The 12,086-nt window shown below is 71.4% G+C and carries 16 protein-coding genes; 7 read left to right on the top strand and 9 right to left on the bottom strand.

All coding sequences use genetic code 11. The features are described 5' to 3' along the window. Positions 1-48: 48 nt before the first annotated feature. From DY240_RS30020 to DY240_RS30010, 3 genes are read left to right on the top strand one after another with little or no spacing between them, the layout of a single operon-like run. Positions 49-384 (top strand): ArsR/SmtB family transcription factor, encoded by a 336-nt coding sequence (locus DY240_RS30020; protein WP_119663339.1) that lies wholly within the window; start codon positions 49-51, stop codon positions 382-384. Then, positions 381-812 carry an SRPBCC family protein gene (locus tag DY240_RS30015; protein ID WP_158603061.1) on the top strand — a complete coding sequence of 144 codons (432 nt, stop codon included), beginning with the start codon at positions 381-383 and terminating at the stop codon, positions 810-812. Before DY240_RS30020 ends, DY240_RS30015 begins: the two co-directional genes overlap by 4 nt. Positions 813-872: 60 nt before the next feature. Next, positions 873-1,463, top strand: a complete 591-nt coding sequence (locus DY240_RS30010) for a dihydrofolate reductase family protein (protein WP_119663314.1) — start codon at positions 873-875, stop codon at positions 1,461-1,463. Between the two features lie 147 nt (positions 1,464-1,610). Here DY240_RS30010 and def read toward each other — a convergent pair whose 3' ends face one another. The 9 genes from def to DY240_RS29965 are packed head-to-tail and all read right to left on the bottom strand — an operon-like array spanning position 1,611 to position 9,071. Next, positions 1,611-2,156, bottom strand: a complete 546-nt coding sequence (gene def, locus DY240_RS30005; protein WP_119663313.1) for a peptide deformylase — start codon at positions 2,154-2,156, stop codon at positions 1,611-1,613. 3 nt (positions 2,157-2,159) lie between these two features. Next, a complete protein-coding gene (locus DY240_RS30000) occupies positions 2,160-2,795 on the bottom strand; it encodes an HAD family hydrolase (RefSeq protein ID WP_119663312.1) in 636 nt (211 codons plus the stop codon). Continuing rightward, positions 2,792-3,109 (bottom strand): metal-sulfur cluster assembly factor, encoded by a 318-nt coding sequence (locus tag DY240_RS29995; RefSeq protein WP_119663311.1) that lies wholly within the window; start codon positions 3,107-3,109, stop codon positions 2,792-2,794. The genes DY240_RS30000 and DY240_RS29995 overlap by 4 nt, the downstream gene beginning before the upstream one ends. Then, positions 3,106-3,570, bottom strand: coding sequence for a Fe-S cluster assembly sulfur transfer protein SufU (sufU, locus tag DY240_RS29990; RefSeq protein WP_119663310.1), 465 nt, complete (start codon positions 3,568-3,570; stop codon positions 3,106-3,108). The genes DY240_RS29995 and sufU overlap by 4 nt, the downstream gene beginning before the upstream one ends. Continuing rightward, the gene (locus DY240_RS29985) at positions 3,567-4,832 is read right to left on the bottom strand and encodes a cysteine desulfurase (protein ID WP_119663309.1); all 1,266 of its coding nucleotides are present in this window, start codon (positions 4,830-4,832) and stop codon (positions 3,567-3,569) included. Before DY240_RS29985 ends, sufU begins: the two co-directional genes overlap by 4 nt. Before the next feature lie 31 nt (positions 4,833-4,863). After that, complete coding sequence (sufC, locus tag DY240_RS29980) at positions 4,864-5,622, bottom strand: Fe-S cluster assembly ATPase SufC (RefSeq protein ID WP_119663308.1); 759 nt, start codon at positions 5,620-5,622, stop codon at positions 4,864-4,866. 32 nt (positions 5,623-5,654) lie between these two features. Further along, positions 5,655-6,869, bottom strand: coding sequence for a Fe-S cluster assembly protein SufD (sufD, locus tag DY240_RS29975; RefSeq protein ID WP_119663307.1), 1,215 nt, complete (start codon positions 6,867-6,869; stop codon positions 5,655-5,657). 55 nt (positions 6,870-6,924) lie between these two features. Continuing rightward, entirely contained in the window at positions 6,925-8,337 is a 1,413-nt protein-coding gene (sufB, locus tag DY240_RS29970; RefSeq protein WP_119663306.1) for a Fe-S cluster assembly protein SufB, read from the bottom strand. Further along, on the bottom strand, positions 8,334-9,071 hold the full coding sequence (locus DY240_RS29965) for a helix-turn-helix transcriptional regulator (protein ID WP_199702743.1): 738 nt from the start codon (positions 9,069-9,071) through the stop codon (positions 8,334-8,336). Before DY240_RS29965 ends, sufB begins: the two co-directional genes overlap by 4 nt. 144 nt (positions 9,072-9,215) lie before the next feature. On the opposite strand from DY240_RS29965, the gene DY240_RS29960 reads away from it, so the two are divergent. The 4 genes from DY240_RS29960 to DY240_RS29945 all read left to right on the top strand — a co-directional run bounded on the left by DY240_RS29960 (position 9,216) and on the right by DY240_RS29945 (position 11,996). Further along, a complete protein-coding gene (locus tag DY240_RS29960) occupies positions 9,216-9,929 on the top strand; it encodes a hypothetical protein (RefSeq protein WP_119663304.1) in 714 nt (237 codons plus the stop codon). A gap of 51 nt (positions 9,930-9,980) precedes the next feature. Further along, positions 9,981-10,196 (top strand): DUF6458 family protein, encoded by a 216-nt coding sequence (locus tag DY240_RS29955; protein WP_147375590.1) that lies wholly within the window; start codon positions 9,981-9,983, stop codon positions 10,194-10,196. A gap of 67 nt (positions 10,197-10,263) precedes the next feature. Then, entirely contained in the window at positions 10,264-11,196 is a 933-nt protein-coding gene (locus DY240_RS29950) for an ABC transporter ATP-binding protein (RefSeq protein WP_119663302.1), read from the top strand. Continuing rightward, the gene (locus tag DY240_RS29945) at positions 11,193-11,996 is read left to right on the top strand and encodes an ABC transporter permease (RefSeq protein ID WP_119663301.1); all 804 of its coding nucleotides are present in this window, start codon (positions 11,193-11,195) and stop codon (positions 11,994-11,996) included. The genes DY240_RS29950 and DY240_RS29945 overlap by 4 nt, the downstream gene beginning before the upstream one ends. The last annotated feature ends 90 nt before the right edge of the window (positions 11,997-12,086 follow it).

The following is a 12,086-nucleotide window of genomic DNA, read 5'->3' as shown; positions in this document are numbered from 1 at the left end:
GCCGGGGTGCTTGTCACTTCACCATGTGGTGAAGTATTGTCCGACGGCATGAGCCCCGCTCGCCCCGCCCCGAGCAGCCTGGACGTCGTGTTCGCGGCACTCTCCGACCCGACCCGCCGTGCCGTCGTCGAACGCCTGCGCCTCGGCCCGGCGACGATGACCGAGCTGGCCACTCCCCTGGCGGCCAGCCTCCCGGCGCTGACCAAGCACCTCTCGGTCCTCCAGCGCGCCGGGCTAGTCGCGACGGCGAAGCGGGGCCGGCAGCGGTACTGCACGCTGACGGCGGCGCCGCTGCGCGACGCCGCGGCCTGGCTGGCCGAGTACGGCGCCTATTGGGACGAGCGGCTGGGCGCCCTGACCACCTACCTGAAGGAGAACCCGTGACGACGCCCCTGACCCTGCAGCTGAAGCGGCGCGTCCCGGCCGACAGGTCGCGCGTCTGGCGGGCCTGGACCGACCCCGCCGAACTGGCCCGCTGGTACTGGCCGGACTCGTTCGACACTCAGTGCAGCATCGACCTGCGGGTCGGCGGACGGTTCCGGATCGCGTCGGAGCCCGCCGGCATGGCCGTCAGCGGCGAGTTCGCCACCGTCGAGCCGCCGGCCCGGCTGGTGCACACCTGGCGCTGGGACGGCGAGGACGACGAGACGCTGGTGACGGTGGAGTTCCTCGACGCACCGGACGGCGCGACGGACGTCGTCGTCACGCACGAGCGGTTCACCGACCCCGCCGACAGCGCGAACCACGCCCAGGGCTGGAACGACTGCCTCGCCCGGCTGATCGCGCACGATTTCTCCGCGCCGGACCGATGAATCGGCGGCATGCTGTGTCTCTGCCCTGGTGACTGTGTCACCACGCGGAAGGAGCACATCATGCGTCAGCTGATCGTCACCAACATCGTCTCCGCCGACGGCTACTACGAGGGCCCCGGCAAGGACGTCATGGTCATGCCGTTCGACGACACCTTCGACGACTACAACGCCGCCCGCCTGCGGGCGGCGTCGACGTTGCTGCTCGGGCGGACGTCGTTCGAGGGCTTCCGGTCCTACTGGCCCTCCGTCGCCGACCGAACGGACGTGCGCGAGGCGGAGCGGGAGATCTCCCGGCGCAACAACGCCATCGAGAAGGTGGTCGTCTCGGACGGCCTGACGCTCGACCCGTCCGAACCGTGGGGCGATGCCCGGGTGGTGAAGCGGGCCGACGCGCCGGACGTCGTCAGGGCGCTGAAGGAGCAGGACGGCGGTGACATCCTCACGTTCGGCAGCCGCACCCTGTGGACGTCACTGCTGCGGGCCGGCCTGGTCGACGAGGTGCACCTGCTGGTGGGGTCGGCGTTCCTCGGCGGCGGCACGCCGGTATGGGACGGCGGGCCCTGCACTCCCCTGCGGCTGCTCGACGCCCGCCGCCTGGACGACTCCCAGCTCGTCCTGCTGCGCTACGACGCCCGCCCGGACGCCTCCTGACGCACGCCGACGTTGATCTTGGAGTTGTTCGGCCATCTATCGGACATTTCGCCCGGCGATTGCCGAACAACTCCAAGATCAACTCGGGGGCGCTGCGGGTTGCGTCCTCGGAGTGCGCCACGCCGCGGGGCGGAGCCGGCGCCGGCGTCAGATGGCGCGGCCGAACGTCGCGTGCGGCGATTCCTTGATGACCGGCGCCTGCTCCCCCGCCCAGTCGGCCTCGCGGATGACCTTCATCGCCGCCTTGCGGGCCTCGCGGTCGAGCTTGTCGATGAAGAGGATGCCGTCGAGGTGGTCGGTCTCGTGCTGGATGGCGCGCGCCAGCCGCTCGGACCCCTCGATGGTGACGGGGTCGCCGTACATGTTGAAGCCGTGGGCGACGACGCGCAGGGCGCGGCGGCAGTCGTACTCGAGGCCGGGGAGCGAAAGGCAGCCCTCGGGGCCGAACTGCTCCTCCTCGGACAGCTCGAGCGACGGGTTGATCAGGTGGCCCACGACGTCGTCGACGTCGTAGGTGAAGACGCGGAGGGAGACGCCGATCTGCGGGGCGGCGAGCCCGGCGCCCGGCGCGGCCTGCATGGTGTCGACGAGGTCGGTGACGAGCTGGCGCAGCTCACGGTCGAAGTCGACGACGGGCTCGGCCTTGGTGCGCAGCACGGGGTCGCCGAACAGCCGGATCGGTCGGACGGCCATCTCTCACTCCTCGGATGAACGATCGGGTGACACCAGGCCCAGCTGCGACAGCTCGTCGCGCAGCCGGTCGGGGCCGGTGAAGTGCAGGCTGGTCATGCCCAGGTCCGCGGCGGCGTCGACATTGGGCGGATTGTCGTCGATGTACACCGTCGACGACGCGTCGAGACCGTAGCGGTCGAGCAGCAGCTGGAAGATGCGCGGATCGGGCTTCACCAGCCGCTCCGTCCCGGACACCACGATGCCCTCGAACCACGACAGCCACTCGAACCGCTCCATGGCCAGCGGGAACTTCTCCGCCGACCAGTTGGTCAGCGCGAACAGCCCGACGGAGCCGGCGTCGCGCAGCTCGCGCAGCAGCTCGACGGTGCCCTCGATCTCGCCGCCGATGGTCTCGATCCACCGGGTGTCGTAGGCCGAGATCAGCTCGGCGTGCTCGGGGAACTCGGCGGACAGCGTCGCGACGGCGTCGGCCCAGGTGCGGCCGGCGTCCTGCGCGGCGTTCCACTCCGGCGTCGTGACCTCGGCGAGGAACCGCTCCACCGCGTCCTCGGACGGCAGCAGCGTGCGGTAGAGGTAGCGCGGGTCCCAGTCGACCAGCACTCCCCCGAGGTCGAAGACGACGGCCTGCGGTGCGCTCATACGTTGAAGCCGAGCGCGCGCAGCTGCTCCCGCCCCTCGTCGGTGATCTTGTCAGGTCCCCACGGCGGCATCCACACCCAGTTGATGCGCAGCTCGCTGACCAGGCCGTCGGTGGCGGCCGCGGCCTGCTCCTCGATGAGGTCGGTGAGCGGGCAGGCGGCGCTGGTGAGCGTCATGTCGATGGTGGCGACGTTCTGCTCGTCGACGGTGACGCCGTAGATGAGGCCGAGGTCGACGACGTTGATGCCCAGCTCGGGGTCGACGACGTCGCGGAGGGCCTCCTTGAGGTCCTCGAGGTCGACGGTGGCGGTCATCGGGTCTCCTCCTCGGAAGTCTGCCCGGCGCCGGTGAGCGCGCGAGCGGTCGCGTCCTTGAACGCCATCCAGCTCAGCAGCGCGCACTTGACCCGGGCGGGGTACTTGGCGACGCCGGCGAAGGCGATGCCGTCGCCGAGCACGTCCTCGTCGGGCTCGACCTGGCCGCGGCCCTGCATGAGCTCGGTGAAGGTCTTCTCCACGGCGAAGGCGTCCTCGACCGTCGTGCCCGTGAGCAGCTCGTGCAGGACGCTCGCCGACGCCTGGCTGATCGAGCAGCCCTGCCCGTCGTACGAGACGTCGGTGATGGTGGAGCCGTCGATGGCGACCCGGACGGTGATCTCGTCGCCGCACGTGGGGTTGACGTGGTGCGCCTCGCCGCCGAACGGCTCGCGCAGCCCGCGTCCGTGCGGGTGCTTGTAGTGGTCCAGGATGATCTCCTGGTACAGGCTGTCGCTCACCCGAAGAACCTCTTCACCTGATGGAGACCGTCGGCGAGCGCGTCGATCTCGTCGAACGTGGTGTACAGGTAGAACGACGCTCGGGTGGTCGCGGGTATTCCGTACCGGACGCAGACCGGCCGGGCGCAGTGGTGCCCGACGCGGACGGCGACGCCCTGCTCGTCGAGGAGCTGGCCGACGTCGTGCGGGTGGACGCCGTCGACGACGAACGAGACGGTGCCGCCGCGCGACTCCATGGAGTTCGGCCCGATGATCCGGACGCCGTCGACGGCGTTGAGCTTGTCGAGCGCGTACGCCGTCAGGCCCAGCTCGTGCTCGTGGATGCGGTCGAGGCCCACGCCGGTGAGGTAGTCGACCGCCGCGCCGAGGCCGATGGCCTGCGCGATGGGCGGCGTGCCGGCCTCGAACTTGTGCGGGATGGGGGCGAACGTCGACCCCGTCATGTCGACGGTCTCGATCATCTCGCCGCCGCCGAGGAACGGGGGCAGCGCATCGAGCACCTCGCGGCGGCCCCACAGCACGCCGATGCCCGTCGGCCCGACCATCTTGTGGCCGGTGAACGCGAGCAGGTCGACGCCCAGCGCCGTGACGTCGATGGGCTGGTGCGGCACCGACTGCGAGCCGTCGAGCAGCACCAGCGCGCCCACCTCGCGGGCGCGGGCGACGACGGTGGCGACGTCGTTGACGGTGCCGAGGCTGTTCGACTGGTGCACCAGCGAGACGATCTTCGTCCGCTCGTTGATCAGCTCGCCGATGGTCGACAGGTCGAGCCGGCCGTCGTCGGTCAGCCCGAACCAGCGGAACGCCGCGCCCGTCCGCTTCGCCGCCAGCTGCCACGGCACGATGTTGGAGTGGTGCTCCATCTGGGTGACGACGATCTCGTCGCCGGGCCCCAGGCGGTAGTGCGGGTCGTCGGCCAGGCCGCTGGCCAGGGTGTGCGCGACCAGGTTGAGCGCCTCGGACGCGTTCTTCGTGAAGATGATCTCGTCGCGGCTGGGCGCCTTGATCAGCGCGGCGAGCTTGTCGCGGGCGCCCTCGTAGGCCGCCGTCGACTCCTCGCCGAGCTGGTGCACCGCACGCGCCACGTTGGCGTTGTGCCGGGTGTAGTGCTCGGCGAGGGTGTCGAGGACGGCCGTCGGCTTCTGCGACGTGTTCGCGGAGTCGAGGTAGACCAGCGGGTGGTCACCGGCGAGCCGCCGTTCGAGGATCGGGAAGTCCTTGCGGACCCGATCCACGTCCAGCGGGCTGTGCGGTGCGCTCACGGTGGCTCCTCGGTGTCGGACGGTCGGCGGCTCAGGCGGGGGTGCCGACGTAGTCGACGTAGCCCTTCTCCTCCAGCTTCTCCGCCAGCTCCGGGCCGCCCTCCTCGGCGACGCGGCCGGCGACGAAGACGTGCACGAAGTCGGGCTTGATGTAGCGCAGGATGCGCGTGTAGTGCGTGATCAGCAGGACGCCCTTGTCGCCGCCCGCGGAGAAGCGGTTGACGCCGTCGGACACCACCCGCAGCGCGTCGATGTCGAGGCCGGAGTCGGTCTCGTCGAGGACGGCGAACTTCGGGTTGAGCAGCTCCAGCTGGAGGATCTCGTGGCGCTTCTTCTCACCGCCGGAGAAGCCGGTGTTGAGGTCGCGCTCGGCGAAGTCGTCGGCGATGGCCAGGCGGTCCATGGCCTCCTTGACGTCCTTGACCCAGGTGCGCAGCTTCGGCGCCTCGCCGTCGACGGCGGTCTTGGCGGTGCGCAGGAAGTTCGACACCGACACGCCCGGCACCTCGACCGGGTACTGCATGGCCAGGAACAGGCCGGCGCGGGCCCGCTCGTCGACCGTCATCTCCAGCACGTTCTCGCCGTCGAGCAGCACCTCGCCGCTGGTGACGGTGTACTTCGGGTGCCCGGCCAGCGAATAGGCCAGCGTCGACTTGCCCGAGCCGTTCGGGCCCATGATGGCGTGCGTCTCGCCGCTACGGACGGTGAGGTCGACGCCGCGCAGGATCTCCTTGGGACCGGCCTCGGTCTCGACGGAGACGTGCAGGTCGCGGATCTCCAGGGTGCTCATTGTCTCGATGCCTCTCGGGTGTTCTTCGGTGGTCAGTGCGTCGTGGCGGCCGGCAGGCCCTCGCCGATGGCCAGCTCACGCTCGACGGTGGCGGTCAGCCGCTCGGCGATCTCCGGGACGCCGATCTTGTTGATCAGCTCGGTGAAGAAGCCGCGCACGACCAGCCGGCGGGCCTCGTCGGCCGGGATGCCCCGCGCCATCAGGTAGAACAGCTGCTCGTCGTCGAACCGGCCGGTGGCGCTGGCGTGCCCGGCGCCCTCGATCTCGCCGGTCTCGATCTCGAGGTTCGGGACGGAGTCGGCGCGGGCGCCGTCGGTGAGCACCAGGTTGCGGTTGAGCTCGTAGGTGCTGATGCCCTCGGCCGCGGGCCGGATGAGCACGTTGCCGATCCACACCGTGTGCGCCTTCCCGCCCTGCAGCGCACCCTTGTAGAGCACGTTGCTGCGGCAGTTGGGCTGGTTGTGGTCGACGAACAGGCGCTTCTCGAGGTGCTGGCCGCTGTCGGCGAAGTACAGGCCGAGCAGCTCGGCGTCGCCGCCGGGCGCGGCGTAGTCGAGCGTGACGGACGTGCGCACGAGGTCGCCGCCGAAGCTCACCACGACGTGCTTGACGACGGCGTCGCGGCCGACGCTGACGTGGTGGTGCGACAGGTGCACAGAGTCGTCGGCCCAGTCCTGCAGCGTCACCAGGGTGAGCCGGGCGCCGTCGTGCGTGATGATCTCGACGTTGTCGGCGAAGGCCGCCGAGCCCTCGTGCTCGAGCACGACGACGGACTGGCTGAACCGCTCGGCGGTGATGACGACGTGGCCGGCGGCGGCCTTCTCAGCGCTCAGGCCACGCAGCCGCACGATCGTCGGCTTGCCGGCGACGACGTCGGCCGGAACGGTGATGGCCAGCACCTTGTCGGCCTCGGCCCACGCCCGGGCGCTGGGGCGGTCGTTCGGCACGTAGCCGGACGAGCCGCGCCGCGGGTCGGCGGCCTCGACCGTCTCGACGACGACCTGCGGGTCGGCGTCGACGCTGACCTCGTAGTCGTGCCCGTCGAGCGGGGTGTCGTCGTGCAGGCCGCGCAGCCGCGCCATCGGCGTGAAGCGCCACTCCTCCTCGCGCCCGTGCGGCACCGGGTGGTCGGCGACGTCGAACGACGCGATGGTGTCGAAGGCGCTCCCGCCGTGGTCGGGCGCGCCGGCGCCGTGCGAGTGCTCGGTGAGGCCGTGCTGGGCCTGCTGAGCCGTGTCCGTGGTCATCTGCTCTCTCTCGTGGGTGGTCGGGCTGCTGGGTGTCGGGGTGCGGCCGCCGGCGTCAGCCGACCGCGCCCTCCATCTGCAGCTCGATCAGCCGGTTCAGCTCCAGCGCGTACTCCATGGGCAGCTCGCGCGCGATGGGCTCGATGAAGCCGCGCACGATCATCGCCATGGCCTCCTCCTCGGTGAGACCGCGGCTCATGAGGTAGAAGAGCTGGTCCTCGCTGACCTTGGAGACGGTGGCCTCGTGGCCCATGGAGACGTCGTCGTTGCGGATGTCGACGTACGGGTAGGTGTCCGAGCGCGAGATGGTGTCGACGAGCAGCGCGTCGCAGCGCACCGTGCTGGCGCTGTGGCTGGCGCGCGGCATGACCTGCACCAGGCCGCGGTACGACGTCCGGCCGCCGCCGCGGGCGACCGACTTCGACACGATGGAGCTCGAGGTGTTCGGCGCGAGATGCACCATCTTGGACCCGGAGTCCTGGTGCTGGCCCTCGCCGGCGAAGGCCAGCGACAGCGTCTCGCCCTTGGCGTGCTCGCCCATGAGGTAGATCGCCGGGTACTTCATGGTGATCTTCGAGCCGATGTTGCCGTCGATCCACTCCATGGTGGCGCCCTCGGCGGCCGTGGCGCGCTTCGTCACCAGGTTGTACACGTTGTTCGACCAGTTCTGGATGGTCGTGTAGCGGACCCGGGCGCCCTTCTTCACGACGATCTCGACGACCGCGCTGTGCAGGGAGTCGGACGTGTAGATGGGGGCGGTGCAGCCCTCGACGTAGTGGACGTAGGAGTCCTCGTCGGCGATGATCAGCGTCCGCTCGAACTGGCCCATGTTCTCGGTGTTGATGCGGAAGTAGGCCTGCAGCGGGATCTCGACGTGGACGCCCTTCGGCACGTAGATGAACGAGCCGCCGGACCAGACCGCCGTGTTCAGCGCGGAGAACTTGTTGTCGCCGGCCGGGATGACCGAGGCGAAGTACTCCTTGAACAGCTCGGGGTGCTCCTTGAGGCCGGTGTCGGTGTCGAGGAAGATGACGCCCTGCTCCTCGAGGTCCTCACGGATCTTGTGGTAGACGACCTCGGACTCGTACTGCGCCGCGACGCCGGCGACCAGGCGCTGCTTCTCGGCCTCGGGGATGCCGAGCTTGTCGTAGGTGTTCTTGATGTCCTCGGGCAGCTCGTCCCAGGACGCGGCCTGCTTCTCCGTCGACCGGACGAAGTACTTGATGTTCTCGAAGTCGATGGACGAGAGGTCGGCGCCCCACGTCGGCATCGGCTTCTTGTCGAACAGCCGCAGCGCCTTGAGGCGGGTCTCGAGCATCCACTCGGGCTCGTTCTTGAGCGCGGAGATCTCGCGGACCACGTCCTCGTTCAGCCCGCGCTTGGCGGCCGCGCCGGCGGTGTCGCTGTCGGCCCAGCCGTACTCGTAACGACCCAGGCCCTCGAGCTCGGGGTGAGCGGTGGTGGTCATATGTGGGAGATCCTCTCCGCGGACTCGTTCGTCTTTCCTGTGGTCCCGCGTGGCGCTGCCGCCGCGGGGATGTGCGTGGTGCAGACGCCCTCGCCGTGCGCGATGGTGGCGATGCGCTGGACGTGGGTGTCGAGCAGCCGGGCGAACGCCTCCGTCTCGGCCTCGCACAACTGCGGGAACTGCTCGGCGACGTGCGCCACCGGGCAGTGGTGCTGGCACAGCTGCTCGCCGGAGACCGGCGAGGCCTGGGCCGACGCGGCGTATCCGTCGGCGCTGAGGGCGTCGGCGAGCGCGGCCGCGCGCTGCTCCGGAGGTACCGACTCGATGATAGGCCGGTACCGCTCCTCGAGGTCGGCGATGCGCCGGCGGGCGAACTCGGCGACGAGGTGCTCTCCCCCGGTTTCGGCGAGGAACCGCAGCGCGCCGACCGCGAGGTCGTCGTAGGCCTGCTCGAACGCGTCGCGACCGGCGGGCGTCAGGACGAACACCTTGGCCGGGCGGCCGCGGCCGCGGTGGCCGTAGACTCGCTCTTCGCGCGACTCGATGACGCCCTCGGCCAGCAGGGTGTCGAGGTGACGCCGTACGGCCGCCGGGGTCAGCCCCAGGCGCTCGCCCAGCGCCGCCGCCGTCGACGGCCCGTTCTCGAGGATGGAGCGGGCGACCCGCTCCCTGGTGCGCGCATGCGCCTCCTGGACGCCGGGCTCGTCGCCCGGTGCCCGCGTGGCGTCGCGCACGTTTTTCACAACACCATCGTGCTCTTTTTCCGGGCGGGTCTCAACCTTCTCACCGTGCGATGCATCACGCAGGTCAGCCTTACCTTTGTTCCCCCCCTCCCGTGATCATGTTCCCTCACGGCGCCTGAGCGTCCGCGAGGGAACATGATCATGGGCAGTGGCGGGTACGTGGTGGCCATGGAAGCTGCCGTCGTCCTGCTCTTCGCCGCGCTGGCCGGCGCCGTGCTCGTGGGTGTGCGGTACGGGCGGTTCACCGCCCAGCGCCGCCTCGCCGACCTGCGCGGATTCGTTCATGCGCGCGGCTGGGCGGTCGGCTCGGGCGACGAGGAGCTGACCCGCCGCTGGCCCGGCCCGCCCTTCCACCCCGGCGGCGGCGTCGCGCGCCCCGTCGTCACCGGCACCCACCGAGGCCGGGAGTTCGTCGCGTTCGAGTATCTCTACGAGGTCACGCCGTCGCCCACCGCGAAGACCGCGATCCCGCACCGTCGCAGCGTCGTGACGATCCCGCTGCCCGCGCACGTTCCCGACCTCGCCGTGACCAGGAAGGACGCCATCGCCGGTGCGGTGGCGCGGGTTCTGGACCGGCCCGGCGCGGACCTGCCCGGCGAGCCCGGGCGCCGTTACCACGTCGCCTGCGTCGACCAGCTGTTCGCGACGACGGTGCTGCAGGCGCCGGTCGTCGCCCAGCTCGAGGCGGGACCGGCGTGGGAGTGGCGGTTCGCGGGCGACACGATGATCGGCTACCAGGCCGGGCGGCTCACCCCGGACCGGCTGGTGAGCGGCCTGGACGCGCTGTCGGACGTGCTCGACCGGGTCCCCGCGGAGGCCTGGCGACACGGCGGTCCGGCCGCGGCGTGAGCCCGGGTCGGCCGCCGGTTTGTGCGCTTGGGCTGGGGGTACGTGGCTGACATGACCCTTGGCCGTGGCATCTTCCTGATGACGCTGGGGCTGATCCTGGCCCTCGGCGTGCGCGACCGGACCGGCGCGTTCGACCTCAGCGTCATCGGCTGGATCCTGACCGGCGTCGGCCTGCTGATCTTCGCGCTGGCGTTCGTCGTCGGCCCGGCACGCGCGGCACGCGAGCCCGAGGTCGTCGACGAGCAGGACGACGTCGGCGAGCTGTGATCCCGGCCGGAGACCGCCGGTCCGACCGGTCGTCGGCGGGCCGGGCGGCCCGTGCGACACTCGCACGATGAGCGCAGCGCCGGCCGTCGAGATCTCGTCTCTGGTCAAGCGCTACGACGGCGTCACCGCGGTCGACGGCCTGTCGCTGCGGGTCGCCGCCGGGACGATCACCGCGGTCCTCGGCCCCAACGGCGCCGGCAAGACCACCACCATCGAGATCTGCGAGGGCTTCCGCCGTCCCGACGCCGGCAGCGTGCGGGTGCTCGGGCTCGACCCATGGCGCGACGGCGCCGCGCTGCGGCCCCGGGTGGGCGTCATGCTGCAGGAGGGCGCCGGTTTCTACCCGGGCGCGCGGCCGGTCGAGCTCCTCACGCACCTGTCGCGGCTGCACGCCGATCCGCTGGACGTGCCGATGCTGGTGGCGCGGCTCGGCCTGGACACCCTCGGCCGGGCGCCGTTGCGCCGGCTGTCCGGCGGTGAGCGGCAGCGGGTCGCGCTGGCGGCGGCGCTGGTCGGGCGGCCCGAGGTGGTGTTCCTCGACGAGCCGACCGCGGGGCTCGATCCGCAGGCCCGACGCTCGACGTGGCAGCTGCTGGACGAGCTGCGGGCCGCCGGCGTCACCGTCGTGCTGACGACCCACCTGATCGACGAGGCGGAGCGGCTCGCCGACCACGTCGTGATCATCGACGCCGGCCGGGTGCTGGCCGAGGGCACACCGCAGGAGCTGACCAGCGGCGTCTCCGACGACGTGATCCGTTTCGGCGGCCCGCCCCGCCTGGACGTCGGGTCGCTGCGGGCGGCGCTGCCCGACACCGCCACGGTGCGCGAGGTCGCGCCCGGCTCGTACGAGGTCACGGCACGGGTCGACCCGCGGCTGCTGGCGACGCTGACCTCCTGGTGCGCGGCGAACGACATCCTGGCGGAGGGCCTGCAGGTCGGGCACCGGTCGCTGGAGGACGTCTATCTGGAGTTGATCGGGGCGGAAGGGACGACGCGATGACCTCCACGCCGGCCGCCAGGCGGTCGCCGTCGGGCGGGGGTTCGCCGTTCACGCCGGCGCCGGGGGCGGCACCCGCGGGCCGGATGCTGCTGGCCCAGACGCTGTTCGAGATCCGCCTGCTGCTCCGCAACGGCGAGCAGCTGCTGCTGACCGCCGCGATCCCGGTCGTCCTGCTGTGGTTGCTGACCGCCGCGCCGGTGTTCGACACCGGCGACTACGAGCGGGTCGACTTCCTCGTGCCCGGCATCCTGGCGCTGTGCGTGATGTCGACGGCGTTCACGTCGCTGGCGATCGCGACCGGGTACGAGCGGCGGTATGGCGCGCTGAAACGGCTGGCGGCGTCGCCGCTGCCCCGCTGGGCGTTGCTCCTGGCCAAGGCGCTGACCGTGCTGGTCGTGGAGGCGCTGCAGGTCGTGCTGGTCGGCGGCCTCGGGCTGGCCCTGGGCTGGCGCCCGTCGGGCTCGGCGGCGGCCGTGGTCGTGCTGCTGGTCGCCGGGACGCTGGCCTTCGCCGGCCTGGGCCTGCTGATGGCCGGCACCCTCCGCGCCGAGGCGACGCTGGCGGCGGCGAACCTCGTGTACCTGTTGCTGCTGGTGCTCGGCGGCGTGGTCATCCCGCTGTCCGGCTTTCCTGCGGGCGTGCGGACGGTCCTCGAGCTGACGCCGACGGGCGCCCTGGCCGAGGGGCTGCGGTCGGTGCTGGCCGACGGCGCCGGGCTGCCGTGGGGATCGGTCGCCGTGCTGGCGGTCTGGGCGGTCGCGGGCCTCGCCGCGGCGGCGCGCTGGTTCCGCTGGGAGTGACCTCGTTCCGCCCGTCGCCGGGCGGGCCCGCCAGGCGGTGCCCGTCAGGCGGGGCCTGCCCGGCGGGCCGCCGGGCGGGGGGCCGCCGGG

Source organism: Jiangella rhizosphaerae, assembly GCF_003579925.1.
GTDB classification, from domain to species: Bacteria; Actinomycetota; Actinomycetes; order Jiangellales; family Jiangellaceae; genus Jiangella; species Jiangella rhizosphaerae.
This window is presented reverse-complemented; position numbering and strand designations above follow the sequence as displayed.

Excerpts from the sequence above, each read along its gene's own strand:
- DY240_RS29945 (WP_119663301.1), top strand. The coding sequence starts at position 11,193 with ATGACCTCCACGCCGGCCGCCAGGCGGTCGCCGTCGGGCGGGGGTTCG.
- DY240_RS29955 (WP_147375590.1), top strand. The coding sequence starts at position 9,981 with ATGACCCTTGGCCGTGGCATCTTCCTGATGACGCTGGGGCTGATCCTG.
- DY240_RS30020 (WP_119663339.1), top strand. The coding sequence starts at position 49 with ATGAGCCCCGCTCGCCCCGCCCCGAGCAGCCTGGACGTCGTGTTCGCG.
- DY240_RS30000 (WP_119663312.1), bottom strand. The coding sequence starts at position 2,795 with ATGAGCGCACCGCAGGCCGTCGTCTTCGACCTCGGGGGAGTGCTGGTC.
- sufB (WP_119663306.1), bottom strand. The coding sequence starts at position 8,337 with ATGACCACCACCGCTCACCCCGAGCTCGAGGGCCTGGGTCGTTACGAG.
- sufC (WP_119663308.1), bottom strand. The coding sequence starts at position 5,622 with ATGAGCACCCTGGAGATCCGCGACCTGCACGTCTCCGTCGAGACCGAG.
- DY240_RS30010 (WP_119663314.1), top strand. The coding sequence starts at position 873 with ATGCGTCAGCTGATCGTCACCAACATCGTCTCCGCCGACGGCTACTAC.
- DY240_RS29960 (WP_119663304.1), top strand. The coding sequence starts at position 9,216 with ATGATCATGGGCAGTGGCGGGTACGTGGTGGCCATGGAAGCTGCCGTC.
- DY240_RS29950 (WP_119663302.1), top strand. The coding sequence starts at position 10,264 with ATGAGCGCAGCGCCGGCCGTCGAGATCTCGTCTCTGGTCAAGCGCTAC.
- def (WP_119663313.1), bottom strand. The coding sequence starts at position 2,156 with ATGGCCGTCCGACCGATCCGGCTGTTCGGCGACCCCGTGCTGCGCACC.
- sufD (WP_119663307.1), bottom strand. The coding sequence starts at position 6,869 with ATGACCACGGACACGGCTCAGCAGGCCCAGCACGGCCTCACCGAGCAC.
- DY240_RS29995 (WP_119663311.1), bottom strand. The coding sequence starts at position 3,109 with ATGACCGCCACCGTCGACCTCGAGGACCTCAAGGAGGCCCTCCGCGAC.